Origin of the sequence: Stygiolobus caldivivus, assembly GCF_019704315.1 — an archaeon.
GTDB classification, from domain to species: domain Archaea; phylum Thermoproteota; class Thermoprotei_A; order Sulfolobales; family Sulfolobaceae; genus Stygiolobus; species Stygiolobus caldivivus.
On record NZ_AP024597.1, the window covers coordinates 1,517,584 to 1,538,072 of the forward strand.

At 41.2% G+C, this 20,489-nt stretch carries 17 protein-coding genes; 5 read left to right on the plus strand and 12 right to left on the minus strand.

Annotated elements, in window-relative coordinates:
- Positions 1 to 102: 102 nt before the first annotated feature.
- On the minus strand, positions 103 to 438 hold the full coding sequence (locus tag KN1_RS06990) for a type II toxin-antitoxin system VapC family toxin (protein ID WP_221290587.1): 336 nt from the start codon (positions 436 to 438) through the stop codon (positions 103 to 105).
- Positions 439 to 487: 49 nt separating this feature from the next.
- Positions 488 to 712 carry a type II toxin-antitoxin system CcdA family antitoxin gene (locus KN1_RS06995; protein ID WP_221286557.1) on the minus strand — a complete coding sequence of 75 codons (225 nt, stop codon included), beginning with the start codon at positions 710 to 712 and terminating at the stop codon, positions 488 to 490.
- A gap of 466 nt (positions 713 to 1,178) precedes the next feature.
- On the opposite strand from KN1_RS06995, the gene KN1_RS07000 reads away from it, so the two are divergent.
- The gene (locus KN1_RS07000) at positions 1,179 to 1,352 is read left to right on the plus strand and encodes a hypothetical protein (protein ID WP_221286560.1); all 174 of its coding nucleotides are present in this window, start codon (positions 1,179 to 1,181) and stop codon (positions 1,350 to 1,352) included.
- Between the two features lie 112 nt (positions 1,353 to 1,464).
- On the opposite strand, the gene KN1_RS07005 is transcribed toward KN1_RS07000, so the two are convergent.
- The 3 genes from KN1_RS07005 to KN1_RS07015 all read right to left on the minus strand — a co-directional run bounded on the left by KN1_RS07005 (position 1,465) and on the right by KN1_RS07015 (position 5,852).
- A complete protein-coding gene (locus KN1_RS07005; protein WP_221286562.1) occupies positions 1,465 to 2,508 on the minus strand; it encodes an MFS transporter in 1,044 nt (347 codons plus the stop codon).
- Positions 2,509 to 3,077: 569 nt separating this feature from the next.
- Entirely contained in the window at positions 3,078 to 4,841 is a 1,764-nt protein-coding gene (locus KN1_RS07010) for an outer membrane protein assembly factor BamB family protein (RefSeq protein ID WP_221286564.1), read from the minus strand.
- 399 nt (positions 4,842 to 5,240) lie between these two features.
- Positions 5,241 to 5,852 (minus strand): hypothetical protein, encoded by a 612-nt coding sequence (locus KN1_RS07015; protein ID WP_221286566.1) that lies wholly within the window; start codon positions 5,850 to 5,852, stop codon positions 5,241 to 5,243.
- 1,487 nt (positions 5,853 to 7,339) lie between these two features.
- Between KN1_RS07015 and KN1_RS07020 the strand changes: the two genes are divergently transcribed.
- A complete protein-coding gene (locus KN1_RS07020) occupies positions 7,340 to 8,632 on the plus strand; it encodes an APC family permease (RefSeq protein WP_221286568.1) in 1,293 nt (430 codons plus the stop codon).
- Here the strand turns inward: KN1_RS07020 and KN1_RS07025 are convergent.
- Genes KN1_RS07025 through KN1_RS07045 form a run of 5 tightly spaced genes read right to left on the minus strand, consistent with a single transcriptional unit; the run spans position 8,629 to position 13,484 of the window.
- Positions 8,629 to 9,150 carry a hypothetical protein gene (locus KN1_RS07025; RefSeq protein ID WP_221286569.1) on the minus strand — a complete coding sequence of 174 codons (522 nt, stop codon included), beginning with the start codon at positions 9,148 to 9,150 and terminating at the stop codon, positions 8,629 to 8,631. The genes KN1_RS07020 and KN1_RS07025 overlap by 4 nt on opposite strands.
- The gene (locus KN1_RS07030; protein WP_221286572.1) at positions 9,128 to 10,057 is read right to left on the minus strand and encodes an ABC transporter ATP-binding protein; all 930 of its coding nucleotides are present in this window, start codon (positions 10,055 to 10,057) and stop codon (positions 9,128 to 9,130) included. The genes KN1_RS07025 and KN1_RS07030 overlap by 23 nt, the downstream gene beginning before the upstream one ends.
- 5 nt (positions 10,058 to 10,062) lie before the next feature.
- A complete protein-coding gene (locus tag KN1_RS07035) occupies positions 10,063 to 11,031 on the minus strand; it encodes an ABC transporter ATP-binding protein (RefSeq protein ID WP_221290588.1) in 969 nt (322 codons plus the stop codon).
- A 9-nt stretch (positions 11,032 to 11,040) separates the two neighbouring features.
- Complete coding sequence (locus KN1_RS07040; protein WP_221286574.1) at positions 11,041 to 12,495, minus strand: ABC transporter permease; 1,455 nt, start codon at positions 12,493 to 12,495, stop codon at positions 11,041 to 11,043.
- Positions 12,492 to 13,484, minus strand: coding sequence for an ABC transporter permease (locus KN1_RS07045; RefSeq protein ID WP_221286576.1), 993 nt, complete (start codon positions 13,482 to 13,484; stop codon positions 12,492 to 12,494). The genes KN1_RS07040 and KN1_RS07045 overlap by 4 nt, the downstream gene beginning before the upstream one ends.
- Positions 13,485 to 13,691: 207 nt before the next feature.
- On the opposite strand from KN1_RS07045, the gene KN1_RS07050 reads away from it, so the two are divergent.
- The 3 genes from KN1_RS07050 to cobB all read left to right on the plus strand — a co-directional run bounded on the left by KN1_RS07050 (position 13,692) and on the right by cobB (position 18,744).
- Positions 13,692 to 14,849, plus strand: coding sequence for a hypothetical protein (locus KN1_RS07050; RefSeq protein WP_221286577.1), 1,158 nt, complete (start codon positions 13,692 to 13,694; stop codon positions 14,847 to 14,849).
- A gap of 464 nt (positions 14,850 to 15,313) precedes the next feature.
- Positions 15,314 to 17,635: an ABC transporter substrate-binding protein gene (locus tag KN1_RS07055; protein WP_221286579.1), complete on the plus strand. Its 2,322-nt coding sequence runs from the start codon at positions 15,314 to 15,316 to the stop codon at positions 17,633 to 17,635.
- A 359-nt stretch (positions 17,636 to 17,994) separates the two neighbouring features.
- Positions 17,995 to 18,744, plus strand: a complete 750-nt coding sequence (cobB, locus tag KN1_RS07060) for an NAD-dependent protein deacetylase (protein WP_221286581.1) — start codon at positions 17,995 to 17,997, stop codon at positions 18,742 to 18,744.
- Positions 18,745 to 18,766: 22 nt separating this feature from the next.
- On the opposite strand, the gene KN1_RS07065 is transcribed toward cobB, so the two are convergent.
- Complete coding sequence (locus tag KN1_RS07065; RefSeq protein WP_221286583.1) at positions 18,767 to 19,561, minus strand: KaiC domain-containing protein; 795 nt, start codon at positions 19,559 to 19,561, stop codon at positions 18,767 to 18,769.
- A 412-nt stretch (positions 19,562 to 19,973) separates the two neighbouring features.
- The gene (locus KN1_RS07070; RefSeq protein WP_221286585.1) at positions 19,974 to 20,486 is read right to left on the minus strand and encodes a TQO small subunit DoxA domain-containing protein; all 513 of its coding nucleotides are present in this window, start codon (positions 20,484 to 20,486) and stop codon (positions 19,974 to 19,976) included.
- Positions 20,487 to 20,489: the final 3 nt, after the last annotated feature.

Sequence of the window (20,489 nt, forward strand, 5' to 3'; positions counted from 1 at the left end):
TAAGACTTGTAGGAAGAGTTCTTACCTCTGGGCTTCACACGCTCTACTTGTACCTCGCGGTCTATAATCGTCATAGACCGCGTAGGTGTCTGCGTTGACCTTTTAGACCTCCTTGAGGAACTCCTTTAACGGGATCGCGTTCGTTTTAGTTATAAGCTCCTTGTCTTCTGACACCAGGGTTAAGCCGTTTACTTCTGACGAATATACGTATGAGGCATCGTAATAGGTAAGCCCCTTTTCCACAGCTATCTTCAACACGCTGTGTATAGGAGGGTCTTCTAAGACTCTGAACCCTTTCATTATCTCCTCGAACACCTCAGCTGTACGTACGGGATCTCTGACCTTCTTGTGGAGATAAGACTCCTTCCATATCACATTTCCTACCTCATAAAACGTCAAACGTAAAATGTATACCTTGTCTAGATCGACGTTATCTATATACCTAGTAACGACCGGGTATAGTGCCGAGGTGTCTAATAAGAACCCCTTACCTCTCGTCCCTGCTCTCCCTCACTGCTCTGGCCCAATCCTCTTCACTCACGTCCCTCATGAGCTCCTTAAGCTCTAACGCCATCGCCTTTATTCGCTCCTTCTCTTTTTCCCTTATAGCTTCTTCAATCGCCTTTTCTACTATCTCCCTAATATTGATCCCGAGCTCTTCTGCCTTCCTCTTTAACTCCCTCCTCACCCTCACGCTCAAGACCTCTGACATAAGTACGTATACGTAAGGCGTATATATAAACTTTGTTTACGCCAACATAATAGTTGAAGGTCCTTTTCTAAGCGAACAGAGCGATAAGGAGTACGTGATCATAAGTCTAAAGGTGAGATCTAATATAGAGAACTGGAAAGAGGTTAAATCAGAAGTTCTTAGGAGGTTACTCCAGCTGAGAAAAGGATAAACGAGAGGTCATACAGTATTTTAAAGGACGGGAAGAAGGTGGCCTCGCCCTCGTTTAAACTTAATCCTCGAGTTTCTTAAGATAACCTCGTCTTTACTTAACGTCTTCGGATCGTTATTCTTCGTGTCTATAGGCTTTCATCTGAATATTAAGAACGTAAGTTTTATATGGCTACACACTTAACATGAAACTTTTTATAATTGCAATAGTTAATTATAGCTAAGAAAACTGCAATTTCAAAATGTATCTGAAAACGTAAAAATTGGGACATTATCTATGATGACTTTAGCCGCGCTAATGATCGTCTATCAAGGGGTAGCATTATCCCAACCCGTCAGGCTGACGCCCTATGAGACAAAAGTGATAGAATTAGCCTTGATTTCCTTATTGATAGGATTGACAATAGGTATTATACATTTAAGAGCAAGGTTTAAAGAAATAGTAATGTAACTAAATAGGTATATTAGCGTCTATGCTCCTTATTTTTCTAATTTTATGTAATGATAAAGACTTATACTGTTAAGAATCGCCTAATCATACTTCATTTCAATTAAGATAAAAATCACTTAATTCCTACTCCTAATTGAGTTTTAGCTCTAACACTTAGTATTAAGAGGATAGTCATCGAAATAGCTGTGAAAAGAGTAGCTACTGCCTTTATATCTATCGAACTGACGACAGGTACTATTACCCCTCCTAGTGCTGCGGTATTCAGCGCAATACCCATGTTCCTGGGCGTAGCACCATAAGCCGACGCAAGCCTTGGCGCTATAGAATTAATCCCTAAGCCAAAAGCTGTAAATAACACAAGGACGTAAGGAATAGACGTTTGGAAAAATAGTACACCACTTATTGCAGACACCAAAGTATATATCGCGGTGACTTTGGCTTCACTTATTGACAACCTGGGCACCAGTAAGTACATAGGTATTGAGAGTGCATAACCTATAATCACCCAAATAATCCCGCCTTGGTCTTCAACGATACTCGGTGCCAGCTGTAACACAAATGCAGGCTCAAACGAGAAGAAGAAGATCAAGACGGAAGTCAGAGACGGTAAAGATAGGCTCTGGTTTTTATACCTTGCGAAATCGGTCACATTAGGGTAAAGCAAGGAGAAAGGCGAGGTTATCAACCCGCTTAGGGCGATCAAAGTCCACTCCTTCAAGTATATGTATGCTATTGCACCCCCTATCCAGCCGAAAGCCCATCCACTCATGGTCAGTGCAACCAAAAGTTTTTTACCTGAGGAAACGGCTTCCTCTACGGCTAGAGAAGTCGCTATCCCGAAGACTACGCCGATAAATGCCCTTACAGCTAACAAAAGCGGGATATTGATAGTAATACCGCTTGCTACTGATAAAATGCCGAGAGATATAGTTGAGAATACGTATAGAGCCTTAGAACCTAAAGAGACTATCAAACGTTGATAGGTCAAAGAACCTATGATTCTCCCTCCGAACGGTATAGACACGATCAGGAAGGACAACCACTGAGGCAAATTAAACTGAGTTACGGTAAACGCTGGGGCTACCATAACGTATGTTGCTAACGAATACAACAATAAAGGGGTTAACCCGCTGAGGACTTGTTTGTTTGAACTCATTAAGGTCATATTTAAATATTACAAGATAAATATAAGCGTTGCCAAATTTATGTATAAACTATTTGAGAGGTTTTAATAATTATCATGATTTTTAGATAAACGTTAAATATTATTTATTATATATCGCTTGATTTTAAAAAATAATCAAAACAATATCAATGACGAAAATTTTCACCTATTTATATCGCTAATATTGGGCTAAATATAACCGTGATAAAGTTTTTAGTCCCACAGAAAAATATAATCGTAAAAGGTAAACGTTTTTTATCATCAAAGACCTCGGCGGCGAACTGTTATTTTTATTCCAGCTCAGCATGTTAAGGGCAAAAAGATAAAATTATGGTGAAAATCGTGGTTAAGCCCGGCAAACTCATAGAGAAGGTCCACGTTTACTTCGGCTTTTAGAGTATGAGGGAGTATTTATTCTCTATCAGGTGGTAAAGGACAAAGGGCCGTCTAAAACTGCGTTAGTACCTACGCTTTAACAAAGAAAAGGCCCTAGCTCTTTAAAACCTGACGGTGATTTTAAAAAAAGCTAAAAACCTTTCAGAAAGGACAAAAAAAGTCGATCAGATCAGATTTGCTAACGGTATTGCAAAAGCCCAACTGTAACTGTTATCCAGAAATACCGTACTACCCACTACCACAGCGTTGACTATTCCAAACCTCCCGCCAACATAGTAGCTTTTTATTAACATCCCGTTACTTGCGTTATATACGTCAACATAACTCCCTGCAGGTTCAATTAGGTAACCGTTAACTACTACAGGGTTAGCCCTTCCACCGCCAGCTCCGCTTGGGGGCCCTTGGACACCAGGTATTTTTGCCTCCCAGATTATTGCACCGTCAGTCTCGTTTATAGCATAGATAGTATTTGTTACCGGTGAACCCACATAAACTACGCCATCATATATCAACGGCACTCCACCCTTGAATGCGGGTGGGACATAACCTCTCCCTACTTGTTCTATCCACAACAGGTGACCGTTAGTCGCGTTTAGAGCAAATACTGCAAAACCGATGGTCTTATTAGACTTCACAAAATTCACTATGGTACTCTGTACTACGATTGCCCTACTTTGGTCTACTGCAGGTGAGACGTCTCCCATCCCGGTATTGAAAGGAGTATAACCTTTAGGTAATGTGAACTTCCATACGATGTTCCCGTTAGCTACATTAACTGCCACCAATTCACCGTAAGGTGGTTCCGCTAAAGTAAAGCCCATTATAGCGATTGCGGTACCGTTGGGGAAAATGTAGTAGTTAGTAGAGCTCATGGAGTCAAACGCTGAAACGCCCACATAAGTCCTCCATACTACTTGTCCGGTTGTAGCGTTTAACGCTACTATATGTCCCGAACCGTCTCCATATATCACCAAGCCGTCAATATAAGCCGGAGTGGGCATTACATTACCTCTGTCAAAGTGCACCCATAAAAGTTGCCCGTCGGTAGCGTTAAAGGCGTAGACAGCACCGTAGCTGTACCCCCTTATTACGTTGGCAAAGTTACCGGTAACAGCGGCAAAAAGCCCGTGGGAAGCCGAGAACCCAGCGTCCCCTATAGACGATATTACTATAGGCCCTTTAGGCGTGTCGATGACGAGCGGGTTGCTCATCACAGAGTTTGCCGTAGTTGCCATCCAGACCAGTTTACCGGTATACGCGTTTATGGCGTAAATAGCATTAGAATCAGCGGGCACATACACTATGCCGTCATAATATGAGACTCCCACTGCGTCTCCGACCATCTGAGTTAAGGTTACAGCTGAAGACTTATTTCCGAGTGCCTGATATGCAGGGAACGGTGCGTTTAGCGGTAAGCCGTTCATCTGTTCATATGCCCATTCTACTGCAGGGAAACTTATGTTAAGGTAAGACTCGTGGTTCTGTGAGAAAGCGTACACAGTCCAGTTAGGTGACTGCGAGGGGTCGTGAGGTAAATTATAGGGGTAATAGTATACCATTGTCCATTCTGGTAATAAACAGTTACCGTAATTGTAGTAAGTGTACTGGTACCAAGTAGATGTAGAGTTAGAGAAAGTAATGAGGGTTACATTTTCGTTGACCCCGGTAAGCGGTGAAGGCATTACCATCGATTTAGTCTGAAAGGTGATCCCAGACGTTGGAGGCGTAACAGTCTGTGTAGTAGTTTGTGTGACTGTAGCGGTTGTGGTTGATGTTTGGGTGACCGTTGAAGTCTGAGTAACTGTCGTAGGGACTGTTTGGGTTATAGTCTTTGTTGAAGGGGAGTGTATAGCATACCCTAATCCTACTCCAATAACTAGTCCTATAAGAAGAAGTACTATGGCGAAGGCAGTTGAACCTGTTTTCATGTTCTATCATGGTTAATTTAGGGCCATTCACTTATAATTTTAGTCAGTTTTTAAACTAATTATTGAGTTTTGAAATAAGATATGCAAATAATCCCTTAAAAAGCCTTAAAATATATACGCCTAGTGAGTTTAATTGAAAAATTTATCTTATGGAGATTATTAATAAAGTGTTACGAGTTTAATAGTGAGCGGTCATGTATCCATTTATTTTCTATATCTAAACAGTTTATGCAGAGAACTCATCACTAGCAATTTGGAGACCAAACTGCCCTTATAAACTAAAGCGTGTCACCGTAGGAGGTTCTCCTTAACTAATAATCCTCCTATGGTTGCAAACCCAAGTCTGTTAGAGGCGTAGTATGAGGCAACTATATGGCAATTACGCAATACTAAAATCTCCTAGGTATACTCTATCTTTATCTTAGGTTTCTCGTCGTTTAATACTTTCTTTATTGCTTCATCACCTTTTGCACCTTCACATTGTGCTTCTATTATCCTTCCTCCCTTTACTACTATCCTGCAGTCGTTAATTGTAATTATTATTTCACCATTATAGTCCTTACTTGCTTCTAACTGGTATTGCAATATTTGCCTTACTTTCAATTCTTCGCTTCTTCCTTTATATTTTTCCTCAAGGTTCTTTGCAAAATTTCTAAGAAAAACTTCCATAGTGGTCCCCGCTAGCCTCTCTAGGGGGCCTGAGTATTCACCTTTTATTAGCAAGTCTACTTCACCGCTCTTCTTAGGGTAGGCTTCTACTGTAAACTTGAAGGAAGCTTTAGGGAATTTCATGACCCCCTCATGGACTACACGGTTTATCCCAATAGTCCTTTTCATTGAAAATTTGAATGACATAAAGACCCGGAATTTAGCAATATAACTGTCTTCGCTTATCATCTCAATGTCCTTAAGGAACATCCACCAGTTCCTGATGTTCTTTAAGTCGTAAACGTCTCGGAGTAACTGTCTTTGATCAGCCTTAAGTGTAAGCATAACTCTCTTTTCTATCATTACTAGTACATTAGTGATAATTATATTTAAATTTTTTTCATTTTATCTATTATATATTATCGATAATTATACTATTTTACTAGGCCGTCCTAAAGATAAACAATAATAGCAATAGTATACTAGACGCGTTTTCTTGTCATTTAAGGATAATCAAGATATACGTTTTATGATAATGTTTTATACTATTCAGATTTAGCAGGGTATTCTCATACATATAAAATAATTTTCTAGACGTAAACCGAGTAATGTTTCACGTAAAATCCTTACGTCGACGTGTTTTTACTAATTAGACATGTAATATTATATATTTCATGGTCATGAGTCGGGGGTTCTTGAATATTTAACTAAGACTAAGTACAAGCATAGACGTAATTATTTAGGACAAATTCCGTTACCACGATTTTTTCAATAAGCGCTGTCCGAGGTATTGAGGTTAAGATGAAAATCCATGGCATATGCAGTAGCGTGACGAAATCTTTGTCATATCCTCTACATACAGTACGTCCTAATACACCAAATGGAGTTTCAGAACTACAGAGTTTCACACCATATAATACTATACTTAGTCAGTTATAAAGGACAAGAGTACTTTGGTATAAAACGTGAACATTTTCTGGGCAGAAGGACGAGGTCTTACCGTATAAGCGTCTGACTAAGTATAAATACCTTGCACTTGACCTAAGCTATAGACCCAAACTCCTACATCCCTCTTCTTATGACTAAGATTAATCCTTACTCCACTCTTAAGATTACTTACGGCTTAATATTAATACTGTATACCTATACTTTTCACTTCAATAGATATAGGATTTTCTAGTTAGTTTATATCAGGTGATGAAAAATAAAAGCTACTATAAAACTATGTAGAACGCTCCAAATAGGGTGAAAAGACCGTATATAAAACAGAACTTATTAAAATATGGTCTTGGTAGTGGTCATAAAGAAGCTAGTTTATTAGGCTGAATCCTTTTTCACGCTAATAGGAATCTTTTATATCTGTTTATGTTAGGTTCCTATAACAGGACGACACCCCACTCAATGTGGGCTATGCCCAAAAGATTGCAGAAATGTGAGCCCCGTGCTGTTGGGCTCAAAGGAGCCCCATAACCCACATACTGTTAAGTTAGGTAGGCGGTCGAGGGCTAAGTCCCTACACCCGAACATAATTAAAAGTTAAAATGATGGAAATGAAGGTGTAGGGACAAACGGTAATCACTAGGATATGTTATAGTGTCGTTATAGCACGAAAACCTCATATTTCCTAGTATTCGAAGGGTTATATTACTTATTCCTAAGAATTTATGAATGAAAGAATTCTGCTATAATCCCAAAGAAGGATATAGGTAAATCTTCTAAATAAGTTTTATATATCTCTCAGCGAGATTAATGGAAATTAGAGTACGCAGAGGGTTCTGTCAGTTTAAGTGCTATGGAGGCACATTTTTAATCCGATAACACTTTATCTTTACTCTCAATTTTTCCACAACGTGAAAAAGAAGTTATCATTATTTGAGGCGACTGCAATAGGACTAGGGAATATTATAGGGGCAGGGATCTTCGTGATGGCAGGGAGTACGATATACTTAGCGGGGCCATCAGCACTAGTCTCATTTATAATTACCGGGCTATTGGCCATGAGTATAGGCCTCAACAGTGCTGAACTAGCCTCAAAGTACCCAGAGACTGAGGGAGGTGTGTACTCATTTGCCAAACTCACTATGGGGGACTCCGTAGGGTTTCTGGTCGGGTGGATGCGTATGATCTCCTATTCCGTGTCCGGGGCTGCTACCGCGTTAGGCTTCGCCAGTTACCTACAAGTCCCGGGTCTAACTTTTATCATCGCCGGGATCCTTATACTCGTCTTGGGGGTAGTATACCTAACGGGGCTAAAACTGACCTCTGAGATCGAGTCCGTCCTGGTAGTGGTGAACATATTAGGCCTCATATTGTTCATAGCATTTGCCCTGGTGTCGGGAAAATTTAACATCTCGCATTTCACACCTATCGCACCTCACGGGTTATATGGAATACTCTCAGCTTCCTCTCTTGCCTTCTTTGCTTACTCCGGCTTTAACACTATAGCGACTTTAACACCGGACGTAGAGGACGGGGAAAAGACAGTACCTAGGGCTATAGTCATCTCTTTAGTCATAACTTCACTCCTCTACATCATGGTCGTCTTCTCTATGTTATATATACTCCCGTGGCAGGTCTACGGCCAACAGGGGAACCCCCTCTCATTTGCCCTACAACGAGCTAGAGCTCCCTTACTCATCGTATTGGCTGTATCCGCTACGGCTGTGATAGCGACCCTTACCGTTACCTTATCTACAATAATAGCGACAGTAAGGACACTTAAGCAGATGGCTGAGGACAACTTGATACCTCCAATTCTAGGCAAAAAAGAGAGTATAACTACATTTATAGTAATTTCAATAATGGTCTCCTCTTTAGGGCTAGGTAATGTAGAAGTGATAGGGTTAGTATCTAATTTCGGTACAGTCTTTTCTTACCTGACCACAGCGTTGGCCGTAATAATATCTAGAAGGAGGGGGATTATGGGGAGTTTTAGGGCCCCGTTATACCCTTACCTCCAAATAATGTCAATTTTACTGTCCTTAGTGGTTATTGGGGCTCTGGGTGAAGAAAGCCTTGTCTTAGGTGTAGTGTCCCTACTGGTCGGGCTGGTACTGCATGTCATCCATGTGGAAATTAACGTGGTAGAAAAAGGGAAGACGTTGAACCCTCACGGGAGGATTAAGAGGGAGGGAAGACCTTAGTTTTCCTTTAGTTTATAACCGAACCTTTTTACATATAAGTCTTCCTCTTCCTTTATCTCTACTATTTCCAATATCGAGTATATCTTTCCGTGGAGGGCCCTCTCCATCCATAATATTAGGCCCATATTTAAGATATTTGATAAAGGGTAGGCTGCTACTGCCCCTAGGGCTATAAACAAGTTCTCTGGGACTGGGAAAACGTAAAGGGCTATAAAAGGGGCTAGGAAAAGTATTGGGAACAGGACTTTGTCCCTTCGGCTCTGCTTCACTGCCCTAGAATACTTGTACTCCCTAATGTACTCCTTATTCGTCTTCAACGTCTTAAACGCCCTGATAAGCTCTCCTTTCCTATAAAACACCAACAGTAAAGATAAGACTGCTACAGATAGGAAAAAATATATACCGTAACCCTCTATGGCCGAGAACGTAAGTAGCCCAACGACTAGTATTAGTGAAAAAACTTCTGCCTTCCCTATCCTGAACTCCCTTTCCTCGTCAATATAAGTGGCATGCGACATAGTGGTCTGGCTCTACTTCAACGAGTTGAGGCTCCTTTATTTTACAGACTTCTTTCCTGAAAGGACATCTCGGGTACAGTGGACACCCGTTTGGCGGGTCTGGTTCATCAGTATCTTTAAGTTTTACTTGTAAGGCATACCCTGGCTCCGGCACCGGAATTGCGGCTATGAGGGCTTGTGTGTAAGGGTGTTTGGGATTTTCAATTATCTGATCGGTCTTACCGTATTCGACTAAGTCACCGTGATATAACACGAAGATCCTAGATGACACATAAGACGCTGTAGCTATGTCATGGGTGATCATCAGGATCGATGTCCCTTTTTCATTTGCCTTAGTGAAAAGGTCAAGGATACTGGCCCTAATTGAGACGTCTAACATAGAAACTGGCTCGTCAGCCACAATGAATTCAGGGTTTAAGACTAATGCCCTTGCAATGGCCACCCTCTGCAACTGCCCTCCTGAAAGCTGGGTAGGATAAGAAACGCTGAACTCTTCAGGGGGTGTTAAGCCCACTTCTTCTAACGCTTCATATACCATTTTCTTTTCCTCTTCTTCATTTCTTGCGAGCTTGTGGATCCTGATCCCCTCTGCTATTACGTCATATACTTTCATCCTGATATCTATAGCGTCAAAGGGGTCCTGATATATTATCTGGTTCTTCCGCCTAAACTCCTTTAACTGTCTTCCCCTTAACTTGAACACGTTCTTATCGTTCCAGATGACTTGTCCAGACAGCGGTTTAATTAACGCTAACAGAGTCTTACCTAAAGTAGTCTTACCGCTACCGGACTCACCCACTACTGATACTATTTCTTTGTTTTCTACCGTTAAAGAGACGTTATTTACGGCTTTTATTACCACGTCTTTAGTCTTGAAATATACTTTCAAGTTCTTTGCCTCTATCATCCCCATCACTTCCTAAGGTGACAAGCTACGTAGTGTGTAGGGGAGACGTTAACTATTTCTGGTTCAACACTTTTACACACGTCCATAGCAAATGGACACCTGGGGTTAAACCTACAGCCTGAAGGGGGGTTCAGTAGGTCTGGTGGAGAACCCGATATAGACTTTAACTTACTCCCCCTCTTCCTTATGTCCGGGATGGATTCCAGGAGTAACTGGGTGTAGGGGTGAGAGGGCGCTTTATATATTTCCTCCACCTTTCCGAACTCAACTATTTTTCCCGCGTACATAATAGCTAAGTAATCGCTTAAGCCAGCGAGTAAGGCCAAGTCGTGACTTACGAATAACATACTGAAGTTCTTCTCCTTTTTGAGTTTCCTTATAATATCTATTATCTGGGCCTGGACTATTACATCTAGTGCTGTAGTAGGCTCGTCGGCAATGACCAATTTAGGGTCTAGCAGAAGGGCCATTGCTATCACTACCCTCTGTTTTTGCCCCCCTGAAAGCTCGTGAGGGTATTTTTCTAGGACTTCAGGCCTTAAGTTAACAGACTTTATCATCGAATAGACCCTTTCTAGTGCCTCCGCTTTTGACGTGTCCTCATGGGCAAGTATAGTCTCTACCATCTGGTCCTTTACCTTATAGACGGGGTCTAACACGTCCATAGACACTTGGGGTATCCAACTTATCTCCTTCCACCTAATCTTTTTACTGAAACTTTCCTCATCCATCTTTAAGATGTCTCTATCTTGGTATAACACTTCTCCCCCTTTTATTTCAGCATTTTTAGATAACACACGGAATATCGTGTTAATGAGCGTAGACTTACCGCTCCCTGATTCTCCCGCTACGCCTACTACCATTTGGTTAGGTACGTATAGGGAAACCCCGTCTACAGCTTTCACATAACCAGTTTTAGTCTTAAAATAAGTCTTTAAACCTTCTATTTTAAGTATAGCCCCGTTTGTTGGAATGTTCAAGTATTATTCACCCCTTACCTTGAAAGGACTTAGGACGTCTTGTAGGGCAGTGCCGAAGTAGTAAAACGCTACCGATAACAAAACTATTGACAGGCCCGGTGGGATAACCCACCACCAAGCAAATGAGTTAGCACTAGACGCAGCGTCCGTAGCTGCTCCCAGCATGTTCCCCCACGTCGGAAACTCTGATAAGGAGATACCAAAACCTAAAAAGTCCAGCCCCGATTCTATCAGTATAACTACGGGTACGTCATAAGCTAGCTGTGCAAAAACTACACCTAATATATTAGGCAAAATGTGTTTCCTTATTATGTGAAAAGGACCTCCTCCCATAGCCCTCGATGCCTCTACAAAAGTCCTGCTCCTTACGCTTAACGTTACCGACCTGATTATCTTCATAGTCCCCATCCATGACAGCCCCCCTATTATTAGGAGGATCAGCACGGGCTTACTTATTTTAGCGGCAATCCCAGTAACTACAAACACGGTCTCAAGTGATATTAGTAATGGTAGGCCCGGGATTGTTAGGAAGAAGTCTGTTAGGGAATTCAAAACTAGGTCGGTCTTTCCACCTACGTAACCTGCTATTAACCCGAAAATTAGGCCTATACCCACTATGAGTATTGAAGCGACCACGCTTAACTCAAGGTCGAACCTAGCACCTATAACGTACTCCGCGTAGACGCTGGCGCCGTTATCATCAGTACCTAAAATCCCGAATGCCCTACCCAAGTCGCTGAAGTGAATGGGGGCTATGTATACTTTAGCAGGTGTAGATCCGATATTTATCACACTCACTATAACGCTTACTGGCCCAGGCTTACCCATGAGCTGAACTGGTAGTTGTAGCCCTACAAGTGCTTGTTGACTATACGGTAAAGAGGCCACATAAGGGCTATCAGATGGGTTTAGTGTAGAAGGGCTTACTGAGATAGGGTTAGGCGTATTCAAGTTGAGTGGACTTGTGGGGTAATTATACTCAAATTGGTAAATAGAAGGCACATAACTCAGTAGGAAAAATTTATAGCCGGAGGTGTTTACTCCGTAGACGTTAACTTGGACTCCCTGCGTAGTATAAGGGATGACCTTAGTGGAAAAAGTAAATGAGTATGGGTAACTGTACTTCCAGTCTAGAGTAAACGTGAGGTTTGCGGACTGTTTGGGTTTAAGGTACACGACGTAATATGAACCGTTATAAGAGACTTGACCATTTCCCGAACTAGAGGTCAAGTTGAGAGTAGCGCTCATATCGGGGGGATAGTCCTTATACTGCGGAAAAATTGTAGCCCATGAAGGTACTGCATAAGGGCCTGCTACGTAATATTCTGAGGATGAGTAAGGGTTTTTGTATGGGGTAGTCATGGGGCCTATAACCGCTATGAGGACGAAGAATATTAGTATCGCTAGTGAAATAATAAAAGACTTTCTGTGAAGTAGGTCTCTCAATACCCTATTCATTCATACTTCACCCTTGGGTCGATAAAGGGATAAATTAAGTCTACCGCTAACAACACTATTATCGCATACAAATTAATAAAGTAGAAAGCTGCTTCTAGAACGGGAATGTTTAAATTTTCAGCTGATTGTAACAGGAGCTCGCCCATCCCGTAAAAGTTAAATATTTCTTCGACAAACACGGCGCCCGCCAGGATAAACGCGAAATCTATTCCAGTCCTGGTCACAGCAGGTATTATTGAGTTCCTCATCACATGCTTTAACAATATCTTCCTTGAGGGGATCCCTCTTGCTTTCAAATATGTGACGAAATGACTGTGGTTAGCTTCCACACCATAACTCCTTGTCAGTATCATCCTGACTCCATAGGACAAGATGGTAAGGATAATGATCGGTAACGAGGCGAACTTTAATAACGCGGCTATATATGTTATCCCAGAAGTCCCGTTTACAGCTTCTGCTATGTTGGTGGGGAATAAGTTAAGTTGGAACCCAAAATAGTATAGTACTATAGCGAACACCCAAAAAGCCGGTATAAAGTATGTGAATATTGCTACAGTACTGTTTATTACGTCCACTAACTTCCCTTCTTTGGCTACTGAGATAAGTCCCAGTACTATAGCCATCCCTGTACTTAAAAGTAGGCTCGGGATTAAAATTATGAGGTCGACAGGGAGTGCTTGCATAATCAGGGTAATTATATTTTCGCCATAAGTAAGGGAATACCCGAAATTGAACGTGAGCATGTTCTTGATATAGTCTACATATTGTACGTAAAGAGGTTGGTCGAGCCCCCACTGTCTGTCTATAGCTTGTATCAACGCAGCCCTCGATATACCTTTGTACGTCAAAGGGACGTAGAAATTAGCAGGGTTATAATGGAATATAAATGGCATAACGTTGAATAGGAAAAACAGAAAGTTAATAATAGCAAACAGTAGTAATAACCTTTCCGCCACCCTCTTTATAAGGTACTTGGCTGGGATCCTCAAAACGGGTCACCACTTAAATTAAGTCTCCTTAACTATAGATATGTCATAGTTACTTAATATTTTTGCTATCAGTAAATGATTTTTTATTTAGTTTCAAATATAATATTGATTGATCCTTTACATTTTAAAGTAAAATAGGGGACTTTTTTAGACAACCGTTATTGTAATCAATACTAATTTATACAGCAAAATAAATTCCTATTTATAATGAAAAAAACTCTCAAAATTACGTCAATAGTCGTTATAGCCATATTCCTTTTAATAGTAGTCCCACTAGGCGTTGGATATATCCAGTCCTTACAAAATCGCCTAAGTGTAAGCTATACGACTCTCCCTTCCTTCTCTAAGGTCTACTCATTAGCAATAGTTTCTGATAGAGAGATCTTAGTAGGTGGCGTCAAGTTCCTCGGTAATAATTCAAGCCCGGAAGGGATAGTTGCCTTGTATAGCCTTACAAACAAGTCCTGCACCGTATTGCAGAGTGTTTCCAACTACTTCAGAGGAGGGTACATATATGCTCTTGGATATAACGGTAGTGACGTTTTAATCGGGGGGAGCACGAGGATTGGTGGATACCTACACACTTCGCTTGTCGAATACAATTTGGGTACAAATACTTTAGTTAATTTATCTTATATCTTGTCGCCCTTTTACAGTTTAGGTCAGGTCTTCTCTATAGATTGGACGGGGAGTTATTGGCTAGTGGGGGGGAGTGCGTATATAATAGGCTTAAACGGCCACTCGTGTTTGATACCTTTCTTGATAGAGGTAAATATACACGGTCATAAAGACCTTTCTCCGTCCCTGCCATTAGCCATGAGGATCTTGGGAGGCTCAGACGAGATATATACAATTTCTACTTTAGGCAGTAGGTCAATAGTAGGCGGTGCCAACACGATCAACATGACAGCTACTTTATTTAACGGTACTAATTTCACCCTTGTAAAATTTAATTACTACCATTTCGGGGTAATACTGACTTCTACGTGGTGGAAAAATACGGCCTTAATAGGGGGAGAAAACCAGACTCAACCAAACACTCCGGTACCCTACTTAGCTGAAATTTCTGGTGCAGACGCTATACCTATCCAGCTTAAGTACCAGATAGGAGTAGTTTCAGCTTTAGCCTCAACTCCTGGCGACGTTTACGTAGCACTAAAGGTGCCTTTCAACACGAATAACGGTATTGCGTACGGTGCTGTCATCCTTGAAACTAGCAATCTTAAATCATTCACTTCCGTGTTTTCAAAGCCTTTTGTGACTATTGAACAGATGAGCCCCTATGGCGGTGGTGTACTAGGCGTAGGGTATGAGCAAAATAGTAGCGGGGAGTATGTAGGGTATATGATTATTTTATCAACTTAGCGATAACCCAAATAGTCACTTATTAGATATTATGTCTGAATTTTCTTCTATAACTAAACTTTTGTAGTAAAGACTATTGACGGAGAAGGGCCACTTCAAGTAATATTATTTGAATTCTGTTATAAAAGTTAAAATTAATATAATTTTAATGAAATATACAGTGATATTACACTTTATTTACTGTACTGCGTTTATATTATTTTTAGAAATATATATAATATTACAAGTTAGTTCTAAGAATTAAATTATGGTGCTAAGCATATTGAATGTAAAAGTTAATTATAATGAATGGAAATATTCCCGATATTCCTAAGAAAAGTTGTGAAAAAATACGTTTCATAGTAATAATGTTTATCACTGTAAATGTTTTCAACCAATCAGTCATTATAATTTTCTTTTTTGCAGTACACTACTTGATCTTTCATAAAAGTTTATAATACACATATACTTAACTTACTATTGATATGAAAGGAAACTATATTTTGTTAGCCTCTATATTTGCTCTATTAATACTATTCGGTATAAGTATAATATCGGAACCAATAGTAGCCAGCGGATACGCAATATCAGACTTTAACGCACCTATACTCAACTGGTATCAGGTGAGGTATAGTGAGCCTTGGGTAGGGACAATAGTATACTTGTATTCCTATTCAACACACACAGCTGAGTATAACGCCCTAATCCAAGGGAAGATCGACTTCGCAACATTAGACCACAGGGACGAAATCCAGACACTCCTCACAGACTATAAGGGTAAAGTTTACGTAGCCATATCACCTGTAACTTCCTTCGGACAGCTAGTATTTGCTTTTGGAAATAACTTAACAGCTAACTTATACTTTAGATACGCTATAAGCAGTCTGATTAACCCTCAAAACGTAACTGCCGATGTGTGGGACAACGGAGTCCTAGGTACAGACTATCCCTATTTCGTATCACCAGTAGTTTATAAGTCTTGGTTTAACCCGGAGGTAGTACAGTATTATGACCAATACGAATCGTATAACCTAACTAGAGCCGTTATGTACTTGGAAAAAATACCGGGTATCACACATGTGAACGGACAGTGGTATTATAACGGTAAACCATTACAGTTGACCTTCTTATACGGTACCGGAAGTGCTCCACAGGAGAGGTTAGCCTCACTCTTGAGCACAGAAGCTAAGATGATAAACCTGACAATTACTCCACAACCTGTATCTTTTGGGACATTAATTACGCTAGCCACTACACCCCCCTATGACGACTTTAACATGACGACCTTCGGGTGGATTAGTTTAGGGCCACTAGTCCCATCTTGGATGGAAGGTATATATACTACTCCTGCTAACGTTGGGGGTTTCTCCAACTCCACCATTGATACCGTCCTCACTGATGCTGCTACCGCTCCGACGACTCAGCAGATGATAAACCAGACGATGGAAGCCGAGTACCTGCTACAGCAACAACTACCATATATTATAGTAGTATGGAGTAACGCGATACAAGGAGTGTACTTGCCAGGCTGGGCTAACTATGTATACTTAAACGTGACAGACGTGTATGCTGTGAGTATAACGGACGTCCACCCGTCAGGCTCCGCCCTAAACGGTACGTTCTACTTCTCTTCAGTGAGTAGCGATACACCAAGGCATATTAACCCGTATGCCAGTACAACCTTATATGCCTTTAACACCCTTGATGACCTATACGACTCATTAGCGGTCACTAACTATACTATGCCAACTACATTCAACAGCCCGTATTACCTAATCCCATGGGTAGCTAAGAACTGGACTACGATCCCATTGCACGATTACAAGTTACCTAACGGTGGAGTCATAGTTAACGGTACAGAGTTAGTTGTAAACCTAGTACACAATGACACGTGGATCGACGGAGTACCGCTCACAGCATATGACGTCAATTTCTCTATATGGTGGTACGACTTACCGGGTATGATGGGTACAAACACCTTTGACGGGCTTCACGTCAACTACACCTACTTAGCTGTCAACGGGTTCATAAACAGCGACTTATTCGATACTATTCCAGGTTTAGTGTGGACTAATGTGACTAACCCGTACCAGATAGAGATATTCCTGAACACAACGAGCCCAATCCAGGAAATACTAGCCCTTGACGAGTACCCGATAGTACCTGCTCACATCTTTAACACTACTCCACCCCAGTTAGTGTACGCGGAAAAGATAGCACCTCTGATATCTAGCGGGCCGTACAGATGGGTAGAGTGGAACATACCGGCCGAGGAAATAATTGTAACAGCTAACACCCATTACTTTAGGATAGACCCGTACTTGTTCTTACAGACTGTAAAGAAAGGACAGACCGCTACGTTCACTGCTAATGTAACAGCATACAGCTGGGATAACTCCACACAGACGTTAGTACCCACTCAGATCTCTAACGCTACAGTGTACGTTTACTTAAAGTACCTTAACGTCGACGGTAAACCTTATGGTAACGTGACTATAAACGGAAAGCCATATGTAGTTATGGCTAAGAACATGGGTAACGGGATTTATCAAGCAAGTATAAACACGTCTATGTTGACGCCTGGCGTGTATGAGATAGTAGCCAAAGCTGTTTGGACGGTAAACGGAAATATGAGGGAAGAGTTTAGTTACGGTAGTCTAAATGTAACACCTACAGTGACTACTACTGTACCTCCGGTAACGACTACTACGACAACATCAAGCATTAACGTCGCCTTAGTGGCCGGTATAGTGATCGTAATAGTCATAATAGTAGCAGCAGCAGTAGTATTCTTGAGAAGAAGATGATAGGTTGACTGGTATATACTAAAATTGGTTTTTTATTTTATTTGGTTTTTTATTTTAATTCTCTGACCGGAATCACCTATTTAATGTCAAAATTTTGTATAAATATAAATAATTTAATGACCACAAATTGTAGTTTAGAGGTTTATTTATAAATTGAATAATCTTTCATAGTGTAGTTACTGAGTTATAAAACATCTTCATTGAGCCCAAGGCGTGCTAGACCCTTGTCCCACATCGTAGTAATGGGTTTAGTTCTCTTCCATGTCCAGTTCATAGCTTAATAACTACACTATGTATTCTCTATCGAAATCGGTATTTTACAGTAAAGGAATTAAACCAATAGGAACTACACTCTATTTATGGGGCAGGACGCTGTTAGTGAGGTGGCAGAACTACTACTTACTTCGGTCAGTTCTATAGCGTTCACCGGTGCAGGGATTAGCACCGCTTCAGGTATACCCGACTTCAGGGGACCTAACGGGCTGTGGAAAAAATACTCCCCTGAACTGGCCACTATAGACTACTTTGAAAAGGACCCTAAGGGCTTTTGGGAATTTTACTCACTGAGGATGAGGGGACTCTTCAAAGCTGAGCCCAATAAGGCACACTATGCCCTAGCTGAGCTTGAAAGGTTAGGGCTAATAAAGTACGTGATAACACAGAACATTGACGGCCTCCACCAGAAGGCGGGGTCTAGAAACGTATTAGAGCTCCACGGCACCATGAGGAAGTCTTACTGTACTTCCTGTTTTAAGTACTATGACTCGTCTGAGGTCTTAGAGATGATCGACAAGGGTGAAAACCCTCCGAAGTGCTCTTGCGGTGGGGTATTAAGGCCTGACGTAGTCCTATTCGGAGAACCGGTTAAGGAGATAAACACCGCCATACAGATAGCCTACGACTCCGACTTGGTACTCGTCCTCGGCTCTTCCCTTACCGTCTACCCGGCTAACGTTATCCCGCAAGTAGTGAAGGAAAGGGGAGGTAAATTGGTTATAATAAATACGGATGAAACTCCCCTAGACCCGGTTGCCGATGTGGTGGTTAAAGTCCCAGTGGAGGAGGTCTTGCCTAAAATAGTGGACAAGATAAAGAGCGGGCTAGGCTGAGAAAACGAATAAGTGAACTAACTCAGTCATTAGCTTCGCCTTTTAAGTCCTCGTCTTTATTCGCCTCTTTAATCTTATCCATAACCTTCTTAGGGAGGGCGTAGTCTTCCCTCCTCTCGTTAAGCTTATTCAAAAGTACTATTCCCTTCCCTTGTACTATGTCGATCTCCCATACGTACTTGTCGTGGTTTGTCTGCCTCATCTTTTCTATGACTATATATCGGTGTAGCATACCGTCTTTTATGACTCTCCTGAACCTTATTATGCCGTCAGCGACATGTTCTACACCAAACCCGAAAGCTTGGGAAGTAGTGATCGCGTACTGGGACGTGGCAAGTATGGTAAACCTCCACTTGTTTAGTACCCTCTTTAAGTAGTAACTTATTTTCCTGGCCATGGCAGGTTTATCAAGGAATAGGGCTGAGACGGAGTCTATCACTAGCCTAGCCCATCCGGACCCCAGCTTCTGCTTAGCCAATATCACTTTTTGTACCAACGCCTCGGGCTCGAGTTCCGACAAAGACCACTCATCTTCCCTCTCCTTCATTAACGCGTCTATTATTATTAACTTCGAGTCTAGGAACCTCTCTAAGTCCCAATTGAACATTTTAGCTTGTCTAATTATAGAGTCCCTACTTTCCTCAGTAGTCACGTATATTGCGGGTTCACCTTGCTTTAGGCCTTCATACGTGAAGCTCAAAGAAAAGATAGTCTTACCTGTCCCCGGCTCACCCGTTAGCGCTACAAAGAAGCCCTGAGGAATACCGCCTTCTATAAGCTTGTCAAAGTCATGTATACCGGTAGAAAGCCTGATCATTGATATAATTTTTTGTATCAGGGTTATATTCTTAGCCTTTTTTTGAGGATATGTTTTATTTCATTTTGCACAGTATGTTTTTATCGAATGTCCAAAAGTTAAAGGAGACTAAGGACCTATAGCTTTTATTACTGTCCGTTTTCCGCAGGGAGGGGTGTCCGTTAAGTAAGATTACACCTCGTGTTCAAGCATACCCAATCAATTTACGATAAAAATATCTGCTTCTAAGTTTTTTAGGTATATACACATCAATATCGATGTGTAACCATAGGAACATACATGGGGCGTAGTGAGATTAGAAGTAATTGCAAGGATAATTTACACCACGACCAAACACTTACCCACATTAGAGGTAACTTATTTTATGCAGGGAAAAAGAGTATGAGGAGAGAAAAGAAAAGGAAAAAAACCTTTATTGAGAGATTGTAAAAGTAGCTACAGCTTCTCTACTTGTCTTGATTGCAGGGGTATATAACTTCACGTAGTAGGTTCCTGCGGGTAGATGCACTCCCTTTATCAACAAGTGGAACTGTCCTTCACTACCTAATATTACTACAAACCCTGAATACCAATTTACGCTATCCTTTTTGTTAGAATTCCACGGTGCTTGTATTATCTTTACAGTATCGTTAGATATCTGTGAGGAGTTAAGGAACATTACGAATGTGTGGTTTGCGTTATATATCTCCATTAGAGGTGCTGAAGCTGGATAGGCATCAGGCCCGTCAACGTCTGTAATGTTCATGATTAAGCAAAGCCCTTGGGGAGTATTGTAGGCATTAACATATGTTATATCGAGTTTAGGCAATTTAGAGTTGTTTACCAATGGGCCTACTACATTCCCATATGCCCACTGACCCGTAGCAAGTATCCAGCCCGCGACTAAGATGCTAAAAATTAGACCTAAAATTACTACTTTCTCCATTGT

What these genes read in the sequence shown, in the direction of transcription:
- KN1_RS06995 (WP_221286557.1), bottom strand. Translation starts at nt 712, where the DNA reads ATGTCAGAGGTCTTGAGCGTGAGGGTGAGGAGGGAGTTAAAGAGGAAG.
- KN1_RS07000 (WP_221286560.1), top strand. Translation starts at nt 1,179, where the DNA reads ATGATGACTTTAGCCGCGCTAATGATCGTCTATCAAGGGGTAGCATTA.
- KN1_RS07005 (WP_221286562.1), bottom strand. Translation starts at nt 2,508, where the DNA reads ATGAGTTCAAACAAACAAGTCCTCAGCGGGTTAACCCCTTTATTGTTG.
- KN1_RS07010 (WP_221286564.1), bottom strand. Translation starts at nt 4,841, where the DNA reads ATGAAAACAGGTTCAACTGCCTTCGCCATAGTACTTCTTCTTATAGGA.
- KN1_RS07015 (WP_221286566.1), bottom strand. Translation starts at nt 5,852, where the DNA reads ATGATAGAAAAGAGAGTTATGCTTACACTTAAGGCTGATCAAAGACAG.
- KN1_RS07025 (WP_221286569.1), bottom strand. Translation starts at nt 9,150, where the DNA reads ATGTCGCATGCCACTTATATTGACGAGGAAAGGGAGTTCAGGATAGGG.
- KN1_RS07030 (WP_221286572.1), bottom strand. Translation starts at nt 10,057, where the DNA reads ATGATAGAGGCAAAGAACTTGAAAGTATATTTCAAGACTAAAGACGTG.
- KN1_RS07040 (WP_221286574.1), bottom strand. Translation starts at nt 12,495, where the DNA reads ATGAATAGGGTATTGAGAGACCTACTTCACAGAAAGTCTTTTATTATT.
- KN1_RS07050 (WP_221286577.1), top strand. Translation starts at nt 13,692, where the DNA reads ATGAAAAAAACTCTCAAAATTACGTCAATAGTCGTTATAGCCATATTC.
- KN1_RS07055 (WP_221286579.1), top strand. Translation starts at nt 15,314, where the DNA reads ATGAAAGGAAACTATATTTTGTTAGCCTCTATATTTGCTCTATTAATA.
- cobB (WP_221286581.1), top strand. Translation starts at nt 17,995, where the DNA reads ATGGGGCAGGACGCTGTTAGTGAGGTGGCAGAACTACTACTTACTTCG.
- KN1_RS07065 (WP_221286583.1), bottom strand. Translation starts at nt 19,561, where the DNA reads ATGATCAGGCTTTCTACCGGTATACATGACTTTGACAAGCTTATAGAA.
- KN1_RS07070 (WP_221286585.1), bottom strand. Translation starts at nt 20,486, where the DNA reads ATGGAGAAAGTAGTAATTTTAGGTCTAATTTTTAGCATCTTAGTCGCG.